Source organism: Nocardioides sp. Soil796 (genome assembly GCF_001429525.1).
Taxonomy (GTDB): Bacteria; Actinomycetota; Actinomycetes; order Propionibacteriales; family Nocardioidaceae; genus Nocardioides.
Window position 1 is genome coordinate 286,111 of sequence record NZ_LMSQ01000020.1, and the last position, 16,399, is coordinate 302,509.

Consider the following 16,399-nt stretch of genomic DNA (forward strand, 5'->3'; position numbering starts at 1 on the left):
TCCGCTCGATCGCCTGACGATCGAGTCCGACTCCCGTACGGTTCGGGAGTGCTCCGTTCGTACGTCGTCCTCGCCCTGGCCGTGGCCCTCTCAGGCGCCGGCCCATTGTTGCCCGGCGGCCACGCGGCACCGGCCTCAGCAGTCGCAACGACGCCTGCCGCGGCACCCGTCCACTCGGTGTCCGTCGACGGCACGGGCGTGGCGATGTATCCCGCGTTCGATCCGTCGGTCGAGCGCTACGGCGTGACCACGACCGCCGGCACCGAGGGACGGGTCACGGTCACCGCGACCACCTCCGACCCGCGCGGAACGGTGCTGGTGAACGGCCGTCCGACCACGGGCAGCCGCACCATCACCGGCCTGGCCGAGGGCGACGAGATCTCGGTGATCATCGACGACTCCGCCGGCCACGCCGTCCACTCGCTCATCCACCTCCCCGCGGGCTTCCCGACGCTGGAGCGGACCACACCGGTCAGCGACCAGGTGACTCCCGGGCACGTGCTGCTGACGCTCTCCCGGTTCACCAGCGGACCGTTCTTCGAGACCGCGGTCGACCGCAACGGCGTCCCGGTGCACGTGCACACCGAGACCACCTCCTCGATCGACTTCAAGCGGCAGCCCAACGGCAGCCTGTCGTCGTCGCGGGCCTCGGCGGTCTCCCCCGGCCGCAACGGGCAGGCGCTGGTCGAGCTCGACGAGGCGCTGCAGCCGCTGCGCACCCACGAGACCGAGGGCCTGGTCAACACCGACCCGCACGACTCGATCCTGGCCGCCGACGGCAGCACCTACCTGCTCGCCTACGAGCGGAACCCGGCCACCCAGATGACCGACGCCGTGATCCAGGGCTTCGCCCCCGACGGCGAGCTGATGTTCGACTGGAACTCCGCCGACCACGTCGACATCGACGCCGAGACCGTCGAGCACGACGCCGGCGAGAAGGCCGACTACGCCCACATCAACTCGATCGTGCTCACCGCGGACGGCAACCTGCTGGCGTCGTTCCGGCACTTCAGCTCGGTCTTCAAGATCGCGCTCGAGACCGAGGACGGCCACGCGCAGGGCGACGTGCTGTGGCGGCTCGGCGGCCACCGCAGCGACCTCGACTTCGTCGATGACCCCTACTACGGGCCCTGCGCCCAGCACACGGCGAGCGAGCTGCCGAACGGGAACATCCTGATCTTCGACAACGGCTCGTACGGCGGCGGCTTCGACGAGTTCTGCATCAACCCCGACGACCCCGCAGGCCCGGAGGTCGCGCGGCCCTTCACCCGGATCACCGAGTACGAGATCGACGAGACCGCCGGGACGGCCCGGTTGATCTCCTCCTTCACCGAGCCCGATCGCGGGGCGCTCTTCGCCGGCGGCGTCGCCCAGCTTCCCAACGGGAACAGGCTGATCGGCTGGGCGTCGTCGCGCGCGGTGACCGCCACCGAGCTGTCCGCGACCGGCCAGAAGATCTGGGAGCTGCGCGACACCAACCCCCTGGTGAACGACCGGCTCTTCACCTACCGCGCGCACCTGGCCGCGATCGCCGACACCGAGGCACCCGTGGCGACCCTGCGTGGTCCGGTCGAGGGGTCGACGTACGTGCAGGGGCAGCGGGTCCCGGTCACGACCGACTGCACCGACCGCGGCGGCTCGTCGCTGGTCACCTGCCGGGTCACCGGGGCCTCGGACGGACTGCTCGCGACCTCCACGGCCGGCCACCACACCGTGCGGCTCACCGCGGTCGACGGCGCCGGGCACACCGTCGTCCGCACCATCGGGTACGACGTGCAGGCCGCCCAGCCGGACACCCAGGTGAAGAAGAGCACCGCCGCCCGCTACACCGGCATCGACGTGTACGGCGGCGCGGAGCGGCAGTCGATCACCCACCGACTGCTCAAGGCGGGACGGACCGGCATCAGCCAGGTGCGCCTGGTCAACGACGGCGCCAAGGCCTACCGGTTCCGGCTGCGCGGAACCGCGGGCAGCAAGCGGTTCGCCGTGGACTACTACGTGGGTTCGCGCCGGGTCACCCCCGCGGCAGTGGCCGGCACGTTGACGACGCCCTGGCTGCGGCCGAGCCAGGGGTTCGTGGTGAAGGTCCGGATCACGCGGACGGCGTACGCCCGACCCGGCGACCACCGCACGTTCACGGTGCGCGGCACCTCGGTGGCGCCGTACCCGCGAAGCGACACGATCGGAGTCATCGCGACCACTCGCTGAGGGTGACACGCGCGGCTCGACCTGGTTGACGGCGCGGGTCTACAACCCGATCGTGCTCGGCGGGGTCGGGCGAGGACCTCTTCGACTACTTCGTGAAGGACTTCAAGCCCCCGCCCCTGGTGAGAATGATGAATCACCTGGCGACGAGGACATCCGTCTGCGGCAGTCATAATGCTTTCGAAGAGGAGCGACTCGCCCGAGATTGCTGCGAGGGCCTCACTGAAGCAGTCGACCAGGTTGTGACCTGCTGCCTGGGCGCGCCTCTTCCCGAGGCGCGCCAGGCATCATTAGGCGCGCGTGCCTGTGTTCGTGAAGCGGCGCGATGACCGCATTCTTGTGCTCCATGAGCAGATCGAAGTCCGGTGACGAGTCGGCCCTGGTGTGCCTCGATGACGTTGGCGGCCCCGACCAAGGTGGCCGCCGAGATCGACGACTCGCCCGCGCGTTGCGCCAGGACATTGGCGAGATCGGCCGCATCGCTCTCACCATGCACAATTGCGACCAGAGCCGAGGAGTCGATGATCACGCGGAAGCCCATGCTCGTCGTCCCAGAGAGTCTCCGCCCCGGGACGATCATCGATCACCTGCCGGGATCGGCCACGTTCGATGATGCGGTCGATCTCATCACGCTTCGTGGCGCCGCGGGCGGCCGCCTTCAGTCTGGCCGGCCTCTCCCGTGCCGGGCGGTCTGTCTCAGGGTCCTTGATGTCGAGTGCGATGCAGCGCAAAAAGCAAGTGCCTACGTTATGGTCAGCGCACCCTACTCGGAGGTTCTGCCCAATGCGTAAACCCAAATTTTCTCGCGGCTTCGCGTTGCGGTGGACAGCGGCAGCCGCCGTCTTGGCCTTGGTGATCGGCGGCGCTCAGGCGGCCGGAGCCGACCAAACTCAAGAGGCAGACGGCAGTTCCAACCAGACAATCGTTATATCGGGCGAACTTCCCGCCGGCGTGAAAGCGCAAGACGTTGAGGTGTATCTCCTGCCCAAGGACAAGGATCTGCGGGACGCGGCGGTGGGAACGACTCTGCGCGCGCTACCGTTCTCCGCGGCGACTGTGAGCATGAAGGGTCGCTCGTTCACGGTGTCGGCTGGGCCCGATCAGGCGCCGCGCGCAGCGTTGGACGACCAAGGGGTGGCGTTCCTCAACGTCATGGTGTTCACAGACCGTGGCACCTACCAGTCGAACTCCAGTGTTCGCGCAGTGGTCGATCACCGTGGTCAGGCTAAATGGGTCGACACCGCGGAGGAATTGGTACGAGTCCGGGGCGTGGCGGCGCGGCAAGCTACTCCGGGTGGTCTGCTCTTACAACGGCTCAACGACGACACCGGCAAGTCTGTAATGCTCACAAAGTTCTCACTCCTTCCGGGGAGTTCGGCCCGGGCCCGTTCCGGCGACCCCACGCCCTACCCTGGGTGCTCATATCGCAAGAAGGGCGAACGCGTACGGTCGGCGACGATCGGCACCACGTACCCGGTCGGCAACGACACGGCAACGATGGTCGTGAACTCCTCCACCGGGGCCTCCTATGGGGTCGCGTCATCCTTCCACGACCCCGGAGAGGCATGGGGGGCCTTCAAGGCCGGCAGTTCCAAGCACACCAGTTCGGGATGGGGGTTCCAGTGGGCAGGGTCAAACCGGGGTAGGAGCTATCGCAAGGGCGTCGAGTACGGATTGTTCGAAACCTGGTGCGCCCGGGGTTGTGCAGGGTGCCTTCGTCAGTGGTTTCCGACGGGGGAGACTGGGGGCACAAGTGCTAACCGACTGACGACCCGGCCGAATTGGACGAAGTGCGCCCGGGTCGCGCGGGGCAAGTGGTGGCGAGACAAGTCGGGCGAGTCGGCATACAGCTACGGTGCGGCAGTTAAGTTCGCCAGCGTGATCGGCATCGATCTGTCAATCAGTCGGCAGTACAACAGTAGCCAGAAGATCTTGTACACCCTTCGAGCGAAGCGGCGCATGTGCGGGTCGAACACCTGGCCATCAAACGCCGGGAAGGTGATGTCGCGCAGGTGACCAGCCGCGCGGCCGCGGGCACCATGCGCCGCACCGCACGCGCGACAACTACGGGTCCCGGTCTGGGGATGGCACAGGTGTTCTCAGCCCGGGACGGCGGGCCGGCACCACGCCGACCCCCACCCCTTGACAGTGAGGTATGCACGATGTTCGCGCGTGAGACCCGCTCCGCCGCCAAGCGCCGAGGAGCCTTGACTGTGGCAGTGCTGTGCGTCACCGCGGTGTTGGCGGGATGCGGCCCGAAGGAGGTCCCGACGGACGGCCCCAGCGTTGGCGCCGGTCCCTTGGTAACAGCGTTCCAAGACGGTGGCACCTCGGTCCTACCGCCACGCGAAGTACATGGGGTGTGGCGTGCAACCTTCGGCAGTTTGCTCATCTGTGCCCCCGTGCAGGTCACAATCACGGGGGTGAAGCCTCACTACAAGGTTGGGAAACCTGTGAATGCGGAGTTTTGGGTGCGCACTGTGCCCGGCACACAGGATCGACCAGACCCGCAAGGAATGTGGTCTCCACTGGGGTCGGACACCCGGACGCCCGCAGACTTGGCGAGACGGGGGCAATTGGCCTCGAAGTCGCTGGTGGCAGCGCAGGGTGCCCGAGTGGATCAGAGGTGCGATGAGTCCCCGGATGCCCCCTTCACCGAGATTTTGACCGTGCTATCGGCGGATGATGCCGGCGTGTGGGTCGACCGAATGGACGTGGAGTACGAGGCCGACGGGCAGGATCGCGCCATGCGCGTGAACTGGTCCTATGTTGCTTGCGGTTATCTCATCGACGATCCCGAGGTCTGTTGAGCCTCACTCGGAACGCGCGAGGCTAGTTGCACCCAGCCGCCACGTTGACGACGCCCTGGCTAGGTCCGGGTCCGGCGCACCGCACGTTCACGGTCCGGGGCACTTCGGTGGCGCCGTACCCGCGAAGCGACACGGTGGGAGTCGTCGCGACGACCCGGTGAGTGGCCATGACCCTTGCCGTGATCGAGCGTAAGCGGTAACTTACCGTTCGTGACTACTTACGCAGTTGATGCCTGGGCGGCGCTGGCCGATCCGAGCAGGCGCGAGATCTTCGCCCGCCTCTCGACCCGACCCCGTTCGGTCACCGACCTGGCCGGCGAGCTGCCGATCAGTCGACCGGCGGTCTCCCAGCACTTGCGAGTGCTCAAGGAGGCCGCCCTGGTGCGAGTCCGCGCCGAGGGCACCCGCCGGATCTACTCCGCAGACCCGAACGGGCTGCAGGCGATGCGCGCGGAGCTCGAGTCCTTCTGGGGCGCGGCACTGACCAATTTCAAGCAGCTCGCCGAGGCCCCCACGAACGAAACGCAGGAACCATGAGCAGCGAGGAGAGGAAGAAGATGGCGCACGCACAACAGGAAGAGACCGTCCGGCTCGGGATCACCGTCGCGGTGTCCGCAGAGCGGGCCTTCCAGGTGTTCACCGAACAGTTCGACCAGATCAAGCCCCGAGAGCACAATCTGCTCGCCCCGGAGGCGATCGCGGAGACGGTCTTCGAGACCCGGGTCGGCGGCTTCGTCTATGACCGTGGCGAGAACGGCTCGGTGTGCCGATGGGCACGCGTGCTGGCCTTCGACCCTCCCCACCGGTTCGTGATCAGCTGGGACATCTCACCAACCTGGCAACTGGTCACTGACCCCGCCCACGCCAGCGAGGTCGAAGTGACCTTCACCCCGGAGGGCCCCACCCAGACCCGGGTCGAGTTGGAGCACCGGCACTTCGAGCGTCACGGCGAGGGCTGGGAGTCGGTGCGCGACGGTGTCCTCGGAGACGGTGGCTGGCCGCTCTACCTCCAGAGGTACGTCGACGCACTCGGGGACTGATCGCTGCCTCGTCGCTGCTTGATCGGGAGATGTACAAGAACTCTTGTGCAATCCGGAGGTCGTGCCTAGCGTCCTGCGCATGACCTCCATCGAGACCCTTCGCGCGGTGCACCACCCGACCCGCCGACGCATCATGGAATACCTCGGAGTGCACGGCCCGAGCCAGGTCACCACCCTGGCCGGCGCGCTCGACGAGCAGGTCGGCAGCATCAGCCACCACCTGCGCATGCTCGAGCGCGTCGAGATCGTCGAGCGGGCGCCCGAGCTCTCCACCGACGGCCGCACCAGCTGGTGGCGCACCCCGCCGGACAACACGATCACCTGGTCGGTCGACGACTTCGCCGACAACCCGGCCGACCGCATGCAGGCCAAGGCCGCGGAGAAGCTCAACGTCGAGTTCCAGATCGGCAAGCTCGCGGCGTGGAAACGCAGCAAGGACCGGGCCGACGCCGTGTGGCGCGAGGCCGCCTTCAGCTCCGACACCTCCACCCTGGCCAGTGCCGACGAGCTCGCCGAGCTGTCGGGACTGCTGCAGGAGACGGTGCGCGCCTGGGTCGCCTCGATCGACAGGACCGACGGCCGCGAACGCCAGCCGGTCTTCGTCTTCGCCCACGGCTTCCCGACCAGGCCATGAGCACCCCCGCCGCTCCCACGACCACCCCTCCGGTCGCGGCACCGCCCTTCGCGCGTGACCGCCTCGTCCACGCCTGGGTCCTGGTGAAGTCGCTCTCCGACGCAGGCGACGCGCTCTGGACGATCGCCCTGGCCTGGACCGCCGTACAGGTCGCCAGCCCGGCCATGGCCGGCATCGTGGTCGCCGCCGGCACGATCCCGCGGGCCGTCGTCCTGCTGGTCGGCGGAGTCGTCGCCGACCGGTACGACTCCCGCATGGTGATGGTGCTCGCCAACGCCGTGCGCGTCGTCGTGCTGGTCGCGACCGCGGTCTGGGTGACCGCCACCGGACCCTCGATCGAGGTGCTGCTGGTCGCCGCGATCGCGTTCGGCATCTCCGACGCGGTCTACGAGCCGGCCGGCTCCACGATCAGCCGCCAGATGGTCCGGCCCGCAGACCTGCCTGCGTACGGCGGGCTGGCCCAGACCGGCAGTCGTCTCGGCACCATGGGCGGCTCCGCGGTGGGCGGCTTCCTCGTCGCGCACCACGGCATCGAGGGCAGTGCTTCCGTCGACGCGCTCACCTTCGTGGGAGTGGTGGCCTTCCTCGTCATCTGGTTGCGCCCGCGCTATCCGCTCGACCGCGCCGAGGCCGAGCCGGTGCTGCGCAGCATCCGCAGCGGATTCGGACACCTGGGTCGTACGCCGGTCACCCGGACGCTCGTGCTGGCGCTCTCCGGCCTCAACCTCGCGGTCACGCCGGCCCTCGGCCTGGGCATTCCGCTGCGCGCCTCGGCCGACGGGTGGGGCGCCCAGGCTGTGGGGCTGCTCGAGGCGCTGGTCGGGCTCGGCGCCGCCGTGGGGGCCCTCACGATGCTGCGCTGGCGCGTGCGGTTCCCCGCCCGGATCGGGTTCATCTGCCTGGTCGTGCAGGGGCTCTCGATACCGCTCCTGGGAGTCGGCCCGTTGTGGCTGGCCGGTGCCGCCTGCTTCGTGATCGGGGTGACCGCGGGTGTCGCCTCGGCGCTGCTCGGATCGGTCTTCGTGGCCACCGTGGACGGCGCCTACTTCGGCCGGATGGTCTCGATCCAGAAGCTCGGCGACGACGTGTTGATGCCCGTCGCGATGGTCGCGTTCGGCGCGCTGGCCGGACTCACGTCGGTCGCGACGGCGCTGTGCGTCTTCGGCATCTCGATGGGGCTGCTGATGCTGTGGCCGCTGAGCAGCCGGGTGCTGATGTCGCTGCGCCTCGGCGACTGAGCGGCCCGTTGCGTCGCCGTACGACGGCACTTGTGCGGTGGTGCTGACGGTTCGCCCGTGTCATGCCGCGTGTGGAGCGACCGTAACCCCGCGTTACTCGTGGTCGGGGAGGTCGGCGCGCAGCTTGTCGAGCCGGGCTCTGAGCAGGTCGGTGCGGTGGGCGTTGCCGTGCAGGCCGACGTAGCGCGAGCCGAACACGGCAAGCAAGGCGTCGTCGAGGCGGCGTACGGCGCCGGCGGGGTACTTGTAGCCCATGCGTGCGTCGATCGAGTCGGTGTCGATCGAGGTGAGCAGCCCGGCCAGCTCGTCGAGCGACGTGATGCCGAGCTCGAGCAACAGGCCCGAGACCCACGCGTAGTGGTCGCCGCGCGACCAGCCGACGTCGGCGTACTGCGTGTTGAGGAAGGTGGCCAGCTCCTTCGCGTCGATGCGCGGGTCCTCCTCGTCCGCCTCGTCGCGCTCCTCCGTCACGGTCGCACGCAGCACGTCGCGGATCCGGGAGAACTCCTTGTCGGCAAGCTCGAGGAGACCGGCGGCCAGCGTGAAGCGACGGTCGAGGTCGGGCGCGTGCTCCTCGGGGATCTTGCCCTTGTAGCGGATGTCGTGCTCGAACTCGGCCCATGCGTGCTGCAGCACCGTGCGGATCTGCACGGACGCGTTGTGGCCGAGCAGCTCGCTGGCGTCGTCGTCGCGCACGGTCACCAGCACGTGCCGGCTGGAGTAGCCGAAACGTCCTTCGCTGGCAGTCTCCTGGCCCAGGTCGCGGTCGTCGAGGATGACCAGCTCGTCACCGAGCACGTCGGCCACCGCGGCCACGTCGGCGTGGACGTAGGTGATCACGCGGACCCCGACCACGTCGGTGATCTCCGTGGCCGGATCGACACCCTCGGCCAGGCGCTCGACCTTCGCGGCATAGGAGGCCACCGACTTGGTGCGCCCGGTGACGCTCAGGTAGTTGATGCCCGCGTCGTCGAGCTGGGTGGTGATCAGGTCGACGTACCGTTCGGTGATCGGCACGAGCGAGGGCTGCACGTCGGCGTACTGCTGCACGGCAGCGGCGGCCGCTGACGTGGCGCGACGACGCCGGGGCTTCCTGGACATGCCCCCCAGACTGCCAGAGACCCCGGCCCGGCGCGCGGTCGACGCGTGCCCGTGCGCGACCGGACGGCCTATCGGCGCGGCCTCCTGGCCAGCTGTGAAGCGCCGCCGTGCAACGCGGTCAGCAGCGTGGCGAACGCCGTCTCCTCCTTCTCCCCGCGCTGGAAGGACGTGAGGTTGAGCAGGGGCTTCATCCGCTGCCGCGTCGTGGAGTGGGCGTAGGTGAACTCCTTGAGTCCGTCCTCGCCGTGGATCCGCCCGAAGCCCGAGTCGCCGACGCCGCCGAACGGCAGGGAGGGCACCCCGGCGAAGGCGATGACCGAGTTGACCGAGGTCATGCCCGAGCGCAGTCTCTGGGCGAGCTCCGCCCCGCGGGCCTTGCTGAACACGGCGCCGCCGAGGCCGTACTTGCCGCCGTTGGCCAGCTCGACGGCCTCGTCCATGTCCTTGACCCGGGTCACCGTCACCGTCGGCCCGAAGGTCTCCTCGGTGATCGCGAGGGAGTCCTCGGGCACGTCGACCAGGATCGTGGGCTGGATGAAACGGTCACCGACGGCGTCCGCGCCGCCGATCACCGCACGCCCTCCGCGGGACAGGGCGTCGTCGATGTGGCTGCGCACCACCCCGATCTGGCTCTCCATCGTCATCGGGCCGAGCTGGGCTCCGACGTCGGCGCGTACGCCGTCCGCGGCCTTGGTCAATGCCGTGAGGAACACGTCGTAGACCTTGTCGTGCACGTAGATCCGCTCGACGCCGACACAGGTCTGGCCGGCGTTGGAGAACGCACCCCACGCGGCAGCATCGGCCGCGGCAGCAAGGTCGGCGTCCTCGTCGACGAGCAGCGCGTCCTTGCCGCCGGCCTCGATCACCACGGGCGTGAGGTTCTCCGCACAGGTGGCCATCACCTTCTTGCCCGTGGCCGCGGAGCCGGTGAAGGCGAGCTTGTCGATGTCGGCGCGGCACAAGGCTGCGCCGGTCGGACCGACCCCGTGCACGCAGGTGAGCAGCGACTGCTCGGGCAGCACCTCGCTGAGGCTGTCGGCCAGCCACTGACCGACGCCCGGCGTGTGCTCGCTGGGCTTGAAGACGACCGCGTTGCCGGCCGCGAGGGCGTAGACGATCGACCCCATCGGGGTGAAGACCGGGTAGTTCCACGGACCGATCACGCCGACGACACCGAGGGGCTTGTACTCCAGCTCGGCGAGCTGGTTGGCCATCAGCAGCCCGGCGTTCACCTTGCGACGACCGAGCACCTTCTTCGCGTGGCCGGCGGCCCAGGCCAGGTGGTCGATGGCCAGCCCGATCTCGAGGATCGCGTCGGCGTGCGGCTTGCCGGTCTCCTCGTGCACGACCTGGGCGAGCTGGGCCATGCGTCGGGTGATCACCCCACGCCACTGGGCCAGGACCTCCTTGCGGCCGTCGTACCCGATGGAGACCCACCAGGGAGTGAGCGCACGAGCCCGCTGTACGGCGACCGCGATCGAGTCGGCGTCGTCGACCGCGTAGGTGCCGACCACGTCTCCCGTGATCGGGTTGAGGGATTCGAGCTTGTCGGTCATCACTGCTCCTTCGAGGTGGCCCGGCCGCGGATCAGGTCCGCGGCCTTCTCGCCGATCATGATCGTGGGGGCGTTCGTGTTGCCGCGCGGCACCATCGGCATCACGCTGGCGTCGACCACGCGCAGGCCCTCGATGCCCCGCACCTTGAGCTCGGGGTCGACCACGGAGCGCTCGTCGTCACCCATCGCACAGGTGCCGACCGGGTGGAAGAGGGTCTGCGAGTTGCCGCGGATGTGCTCGATCAACTGCGACTCGTCGGGGTCGGACATGGCCGGCAGGGCGGGCCCGGCGATGAGTCTGGCCAGCGGTCCGGTGCGTGCGGTCTCCAGCAGCCGCTGGGCCCCGGCGACCATGGCGTCGAGGTCAGCCTGGTCGTCGAAGTAGGCCGGGTCGATCTCGGGATGCCAGCGTGGGTTGGCCGAACGCAGCCGGATCTGGCCGCGGCTCGCGACATTCACCAGGGTCGGGGCCAGCGTCACCTTGCGTGTGGTGACCTCGTGCAGGCCGTTGTCCCAGAAGCCGGTCGGCGCGATGTGCGCCTGCAGGTCGGGCGCCACGAGATCGTCGCGGGTGCGCCAGAAGCCGCCGCCCTCGCCGACGTTGGAGACCAGCGGCCCGGTGCCGCGGGCCTTAGCGCGGGCGAAGTTGCCCAGGGTGTTGTGGTCGGCCAGGTCGGTGGTGTCGCGGGTGTGGAACATCAACGGCGTGACCGGGTGGTCGTGCAGGTTCTGCCCGACGTTCGCCAGGTCGGTGAGCACGTCGATGCCGGTCTCGCGCAGGTGTGAGGCCGGACCGATTCCGGAGAGCATCAGCAGCTGGGGCGAGTTGACCGCCCCGCCACACAGCAGCACCTCCCCGTCGGCGTACGCCTTCTGCGGGCCGTCGGGTGTCACGTAGGCGACGCCCTTCGCGCGGCCGCCCTCGACGATGATCCGCTCCGCGAAGGCACCGGTGCGGATCGTGAGGTTCGGCCGGTCGGCGGCCGGGTCGAGGTAGGCGCGGGCCGTCGACCACCGACGCCCGTTGCGGCAGGTCACCTGGTAGAGGCCGACGCCCTCCTGCTCCGGGCCGTTGAAGTCGTCGGTGGGCTTGAAGCCCGACGCCACGGCCGACTCGACCCAGGCCTCGGTGAGCGGGTGGGTGTAGCGACGGTCCTCGACGTGCAGCGGCCCGTCCTGCCCGTGGAACTTCCCACCCAGGCGGGTGTTTCCCTCCGCCTTGCGGAAGTAGGGCAGCACGTCGTCGTAGCCCCAGCCGGTGGCGCCGTAGTCGTCGCGCCACGTGTCGTAGTCGGCGCGGTTGCCGCGGATGTAGATCATCGCGTTCATCGACGAGCAGCCGCCGAGCGCCTTCATCCGCGGCCAGTCACCGCGTCGGTTGTGCAGCTGCTTCTGTTCGCTGGTGCGGTAGTTCCAGTCCCACCTGGTCTTGATCAGCGTCGCGAAGGCGGCCGGGATCGAGATCTCGTCGGCGTCCGCCGGTGGTCCGGCCTCGAGCAGCAACACTGTCGTGTCGACATCCTCCGACAACCGGTTGGCGAGCACTGCGCCGGCGCTGCCGGCACCGACGATGACGTAGTCGAAGGTCTCCACACCTTGGAGACTAGGGGCGTGCTCGGATGGTCACAATGGCCTGTCCGCGGGGTCACCGGCGTCCGACCACCACCGTGGCGCCGAGCTCATCGTCGTGGGCGACCTCGGGGGCCAGCCCGCAGGCAGCGAAGTGAGCGCTCAACCGTGCGGCCTGTCGCTCACTGGTCTCGACCAGGACGACGCCACCGGGTGCCAACCAGTCGCCGGCCTCCTCGGCGACTCGGCGGGCCGGGACCAGGCCGTCTCCCCCGCCGTCGAGAGTCACGGCGGGCTCGTGGTCGCGCGCCTCGGGAGGCAGGAAGGCCAGGTCGTGGGTCGGCACGTACGGCGTGTTGGCGAGGAGTACGTCGACCCGGCCGCGGAGCTCCTCTGGGAGGGCGTCGAAGAGATCGCCTTGATGCACCTGGGCGTCGGGGAGGTTGCGCCGAGCGCAGGCCACCGCACGCGGTTCGATGTCGGCGGCGTGCAGCTCCACCCCGGGCACCCGGTCGGCGAAGGCGAGGCCGAGCGCCCCCGAGCCACAGCAGAGATCCACCACCAGCTTCGCTCCCGGAGCCGCGGCGACCGCGGTCTCGACCAGGAACTCGGTGCGCCGACGCGGCACGAACACCCCGGGCTCGACGGCGACCCGGAGTCCGCAGAACTCCGCCCAGCCCACGACGTACTCGAGCGGTTCACCGGCGACCCGGCGCGCGACCAGGGACTCGAGGTCGGCGCCCGACTCGAGCAGGATCGCGGCCTCCTCCTCGGCGTACACGCAGCCGGCCGCGCGCAGCCGTGCCACCAGGTTCGCGACGCCCTCCGTGGTCGCCGGCAGCCGGACCATCCAGAGGTCGATCGGATCCTCCGACTCGAGGGTGAATCCGTGGCGCTCGTAGAGGCGACGGGCTGCGCTGCCGTGCAGGACGTTGACCCGGACCTGCTGGCCGTCGGCGTCGGCCCGCTCCAGCAGGGAGTGGAGGACGGCGGATCCGAGCCCACGGCCCTGGACCGACGGGTCGAGGTAGAAGTGCTCCAGCCACGGCCCGTCCTCGGCCGGCCGGAGCGCGACGCACCCCACGAACGCACCGTCGGCCTCGATGACCCACGTGTGCTGCGGGACCAAGGAGTCCCGCAGGCGCTGGCGGACCCGCTGCTCGTCGAACCGCCCCAACCGCTCCAGGTCCGGGCGCATCACCACGGCCCGCAGCTCGGCGATCGGCTCGACGTCCTCCGGTCGCGCGGGGCGCAGGGCCCACTCCGTCGGCTGTGTGCTCGCGTCCATGCCTCGATCATCTCAGGCACGGCGCGGCGAGTCGTAGGCTCGAGTGCATGCGAGGGCGAGCGCTGGGGATGGCGGTGGTCTCGGCCGTGCTGCTGGTCGCCGGCGGGTGCGCCGACGACGGCGCGGACACTCCCACGGCCAGGCCGACCGCGTCGATCTCGTCACCGTCGCCCACGAGCTCCCACACCAGCGCCCCTTCGGGGCCATCACCGAGCCCGTCGAAGCCTCCGGCCCTCGGCACCGTGCCTCCTCCCTGGCTCGGCACGCGGGTGCTGCCCACCACCGGCGACGGGTACGGCGAGCAACGGCCGACCCCTCCCGCATTGCGCAACCGGCGGTTCACGCTCCCCGACACGCTGCCGATGCTGCCCGGCACAGGATTCAAGGCCGTGGTCACGGATCCCGCACCAGCACAGGTGATTGCGCGTTCCACCTGGGCTCCGGGGTGCCCGGTCGGAGCGAGCCGGCTGTCGTGGATCCGGTTGACCTTCCGCGGCTTCGACGGCGAGCGCCACACCGGCGAGCTGTTGGTCAACAGCTCGGTCGACGACCAGCTGGTGGAGGCGTTCCGCGCCCTGTGGGACGCCGACTTCCCGATGGAGCAGCTGGCGATCACGACCGTCGCCGAACGGGACGCCGACCCGACCGGGGACGGCAACGGCACCGGCGCGTTCAACTGCCGTCCGACCACCGGCGGGTCGTCGTACAGCCAGCACGCCTACGGCCTGGCCGTCGACGTCAATCCCTTCCAGAATCCGTATGTGCGGAGTCAGAATCCCTATGAGAAAGGGGATCTCGTGCTCCCCGAGCTCGCCACGTCGTACCTTGACCGGGCCGCCGTACGCCGCGGCATGATCACGCCGGATGGTCCGGTGGTGAAGGCGTTCGCCGCGATCGGCTGGGGCTGGGGCGGCGCCTGGAACTCGCTGAAGGACTACCAGCACTTCAGCCAGAACGATCGCTGACCGACGCAACTTCCGGTATCCCTTCCGCGTCTTCCCTTGTGAGAGGACAGTTGGGTGGAGGGAAATGCCATGGGTCGCAGGGTCGGGAGGGCAGCCGTCGGGCTGATCGCCCTTGCCCTGCTTGCGACGGCCGGGTGCGAGACCGAGCCGCAGATCGGCGGTCCGGACCGGCCGATAGAACTCGTCGACGCACCCAGCGTCGTGACCCTCGCCTTCGCCGGCGACGTGCACTTCCCCGGACACCTCGCCGGGCTCCCGGGCAGTGACGACTCCACGCTGGGGCCGATGAGTGAGCAGCTGGCGGCGGCCGACGTGGCGATGGTCAACCTCGAGAGCGCGGTGCTCAGCGGCCCGGGTCAGCGCGACACCAAGGAGCTCGAACGTCGCGACTCCCGCTACTGGTTCCGTACCTCACCGGCGGCGTTCGACCTGCTCGACCGATCGGGAGTCGACGTGGTGACCATGGCCAACAACCACGGTGCCGACTACGGCCGCGCCGGGTTGCTGCAGACCCTGCGCACTGCGGCGCGGGCGCCGGTCGCCGTGGTCGGGGTGGGCCGCGACAGCCGCGCCGCCTTCACGCCCCACCGGGTGACCGTGAACGGCACGACCTTCGCCTTCTTCGGCGCCGACGGCACCACCCGCGAGGGAGCGAACCCGGTGTGGGAGGCCGGAGCGGCCACCCCCGGCATCGCCGCCGCGCGTTCCGACCGACCCGCGCAGCTCCTTGCCGCCGTACGCCGGGCCAGCGTCCGCGGCGACGTCGTCGTGGTCTACCTGCACTGGGGCACGGAGTACGCCACCTGTCCCGACGGTCGCCAACAGGCCCTCGCGACCGCGCTCTCCGAGGCCGGCGCCGACATCGTGGTCGGCAGTCACACCCACCAGCTGCAGGGGTCAGGCACCCTCGGCGGCACCTACGTGGCCTACGGGCTCGGCAACTTCCACTGGTACAACTCGGGCCAGCCGCTGACCGGCGTACTCACCCTGCGGGTCGAGGACGGCGTCGTGGCCGGCGACGACTGGGGTCCGGCCAGCATCCCGGCGGAGGGCGGCCAACCGGCCCCGCTCGGCGGTGGCCGGGCCAGCACCGCCGTCTCGACCTGGCGGACACTGCGCTCCTGCACCGGTCTGTCACCTCTGCCGGGCGTCGACGCCGGGCTGCCGCAGTACGCCGCCACCGTGCAGCCGATCGGCCCTGAGCTGCGCGCCCGCCTGCGCAGCAGCCACCGCGCCGGTTGCCCTGTCCCGTTGCGGGATCTGCGCCACCTCCGCATCCCGTACGTCGGGTTCGACGGCCGGGTGCACCGTGGCGAGATGGTGGTGCGCGCGGACCTGGCCGACGACGTCGTCGGCGTCTTCCGTGAGGTGTACGCCGCGCGCTGGCCGATCGCCCGGATGCGCCTGATCGACGACTACGCAGGCGACGACGCCCGCTCGATGGCGGCGAACAACACGTCGGCGTTCAACTGCCGGCTGGTGGCCGGGCAGGGCACGTGGTCGGAACACGCGTACGGCGCGGCGATCGACCTGAACCCAGTGCAGAACCCCTACGTGCGCCGTCAGGGCATCGAGCCGGCGAGCGGTCGCCCGTTCGCGGCGATCGACCGCTCGCGCGGCGCGACGGTGCCGGCCGGAGCGATCCGGTCGGGCGACCCGGTGCACCGGGCGTTCACCCGGATCGGCTGGGTGTGGGGCGGCGTCTGGCCCGAGCCCGACTACCAGCACTTCTCCGCCCCCTGACCGCCTCGTACGCCGCCCGCCCGGCCAGCGCGCTGGCGCTCCGCTCCGGCTTGCACCCTCGAACCGCGTGCTTCTGATGCGCGAACCGTGTGTTTTTGATGCGCGAACACCGGGTCCTTGGTGGCTCGGTGGTTGAGGAAGTCGCGCCCCGTGCCTGTCTCGGAACCACCCCTAGAAAATAGTTCGAGGAATCTTCTCCGGGACCTGTGGACAACCGGTTTTGGGGGTGTCGGCTGTCGGTGGTGCCTGAT

The 16,399-nt window shown here is 69.7% G+C and carries 13 protein-coding genes; 9 read left to right on the top strand and 4 right to left on the bottom strand.

The window, feature by feature from the left end; translation table 11 throughout:
- Nucleotides 1–48: 48 nt before the first annotated feature.
- The 7 genes from ASH02_RS22445 (at nucleotide 49) to ASH02_RS22475 (ending at nucleotide 7,927) form a co-directional block, all read left to right on the top strand.
- A complete protein-coding gene (locus tag ASH02_RS22445; protein WP_156393675.1) occupies nucleotides 49–2,208 on the top strand; it encodes an aryl-sulfate sulfotransferase in 2,160 nt (719 codons plus the stop codon).
- Nucleotides 2,209–2,988: 780 nt separating this feature from the next.
- Nucleotides 2,989–4,221 carry a hypothetical protein gene (locus ASH02_RS26270; RefSeq protein WP_156393676.1) on the top strand — a complete coding sequence of 411 codons (1,233 nt, stop codon included), beginning with the start codon at nucleotides 2,989–2,991 and terminating at the stop codon, nucleotides 4,219–4,221.
- Between the two features lie 560 nt (nucleotides 4,222–4,781).
- The gene (locus ASH02_RS26490) at nucleotides 4,782–5,015 is read left to right on the top strand and encodes a hypothetical protein (protein WP_162262615.1); all 234 of its coding nucleotides are present in this window, start codon (nucleotides 4,782–4,784) and stop codon (nucleotides 5,013–5,015) included.
- Between the two features lie 210 nt (nucleotides 5,016–5,225).
- On the top strand, nucleotides 5,226–5,552 hold the full coding sequence (locus ASH02_RS22460) for an ArsR/SmtB family transcription factor (RefSeq protein ID WP_056891621.1): 327 nt from the start codon (nucleotides 5,226–5,228) through the stop codon (nucleotides 5,550–5,552).
- Nucleotides 5,549–6,055 (top strand): SRPBCC family protein, encoded by a 507-nt coding sequence (locus ASH02_RS22465; RefSeq protein ID WP_235530140.1) that lies wholly within the window; start codon nucleotides 5,549–5,551, stop codon nucleotides 6,053–6,055. The genes ASH02_RS22460 and ASH02_RS22465 overlap by 4 nt, the downstream gene beginning before the upstream one ends.
- A 61-nt stretch (nucleotides 6,056–6,116) precedes the next feature.
- Entirely contained in the window at nucleotides 6,117–6,689 is a 573-nt protein-coding gene (locus ASH02_RS22470; protein ID WP_442938242.1) for an ArsR/SmtB family transcription factor, read from the top strand.
- Nucleotides 6,686–7,927: an MFS transporter gene (locus ASH02_RS22475; protein ID WP_056891622.1), complete on the top strand. Its 1,242-nt coding sequence runs from the start codon at nucleotides 6,686–6,688 to the stop codon at nucleotides 7,925–7,927. Before ASH02_RS22470 ends, ASH02_RS22475 begins: the two co-directional genes overlap by 4 nt.
- Before the next feature lie 93 nt (nucleotides 7,928–8,020).
- Here the strand turns inward: ASH02_RS22475 and ASH02_RS22480 are convergent, their stop codons facing one another.
- The 4 genes from ASH02_RS22480 to ASH02_RS26730 all read right to left on the bottom strand — a co-directional run bounded on the left by ASH02_RS22480 (nucleotide 8,021) and on the right by ASH02_RS26730 (nucleotide 13,440).
- A complete protein-coding gene (locus ASH02_RS22480) occupies nucleotides 8,021–9,028 on the bottom strand; it encodes a GTP pyrophosphokinase (RefSeq protein WP_056683668.1) in 1,008 nt (335 codons plus the stop codon).
- Between the two features lie 68 nt (nucleotides 9,029–9,096).
- Entirely contained in the window at nucleotides 9,097–10,584 is a 1,488-nt protein-coding gene (locus ASH02_RS22485) for an aldehyde dehydrogenase family protein (RefSeq protein ID WP_056683671.1), read from the bottom strand.
- The gene (locus tag ASH02_RS22490) at nucleotides 10,584–12,176 is read right to left on the bottom strand and encodes a GMC family oxidoreductase (protein WP_056683673.1); all 1,593 of its coding nucleotides are present in this window, start codon (nucleotides 12,174–12,176) and stop codon (nucleotides 10,584–10,586) included. Before ASH02_RS22490 ends, ASH02_RS22485 begins: the two co-directional genes overlap by 1 nt.
- Before the next feature lie 52 nt (nucleotides 12,177–12,228).
- Nucleotides 12,229–13,440 carry a putative protein N(5)-glutamine methyltransferase gene (locus ASH02_RS26730; protein ID WP_082563883.1) on the bottom strand — a complete coding sequence of 404 codons (1,212 nt, stop codon included), beginning with the start codon at nucleotides 13,438–13,440 and terminating at the stop codon, nucleotides 12,229–12,231.
- A 47-nt stretch (nucleotides 13,441–13,487) separates the two neighbouring features.
- On the opposite strand from ASH02_RS26730, the gene ASH02_RS22500 reads away from it, so the two are divergent.
- Entirely contained in the window at nucleotides 13,488–14,405 is a 918-nt protein-coding gene (locus ASH02_RS22500) for a M15 family metallopeptidase (protein ID WP_056683675.1), read from the top strand.
- A 69-nt stretch (nucleotides 14,406–14,474) separates the two neighbouring features.
- Nucleotides 14,475–16,148 carry a CapA family protein gene (locus ASH02_RS22505; protein ID WP_057295480.1) on the top strand — a complete coding sequence of 558 codons (1,674 nt, stop codon included), beginning with the start codon at nucleotides 14,475–14,477 and terminating at the stop codon, nucleotides 16,146–16,148.
- The last annotated feature ends 251 nt before the right edge of the window (nucleotides 16,149–16,399 follow it).

Coding starts and splice junctions, on each gene's coding strand:
- ASH02_RS26270 (WP_156393676.1), top strand. CDS start 2,989: ATGCGTAAACCCAAATTTTCTCGCGGCTTCGCGTTGCGGTGGACAGCG.
- ASH02_RS22465 (WP_235530140.1), top strand. CDS start 5,549: ATGAGCAGCGAGGAGAGGAAGAAGATGGCGCACGCACAACAGGAAGAG.
- ASH02_RS22475 (WP_056891622.1), top strand. CDS start 6,686: ATGAGCACCCCCGCCGCTCCCACGACCACCCCTCCGGTCGCGGCACCG.
- ASH02_RS22480 (WP_056683668.1), bottom strand. CDS start 9,028: ATGTCCAGGAAGCCCCGGCGTCGTCGCGCCACGTCAGCGGCCGCCGCT.
- ASH02_RS22485 (WP_056683671.1), bottom strand. CDS start 10,584: ATGACCGACAAGCTCGAATCCCTCAACCCGATCACGGGAGACGTGGTC.
- ASH02_RS26730 (WP_082563883.1), bottom strand. CDS start 13,440: ATGGACGCGAGCACACAGCCGACGGAGTGGGCCCTGCGCCCCGCGCGA.
- ASH02_RS22500 (WP_056683675.1), top strand. CDS start 13,488: ATGCGAGGGCGAGCGCTGGGGATGGCGGTGGTCTCGGCCGTGCTGCTG.
- ASH02_RS22505 (WP_057295480.1), top strand. CDS start 14,475: ATGGGTCGCAGGGTCGGGAGGGCAGCCGTCGGGCTGATCGCCCTTGCC.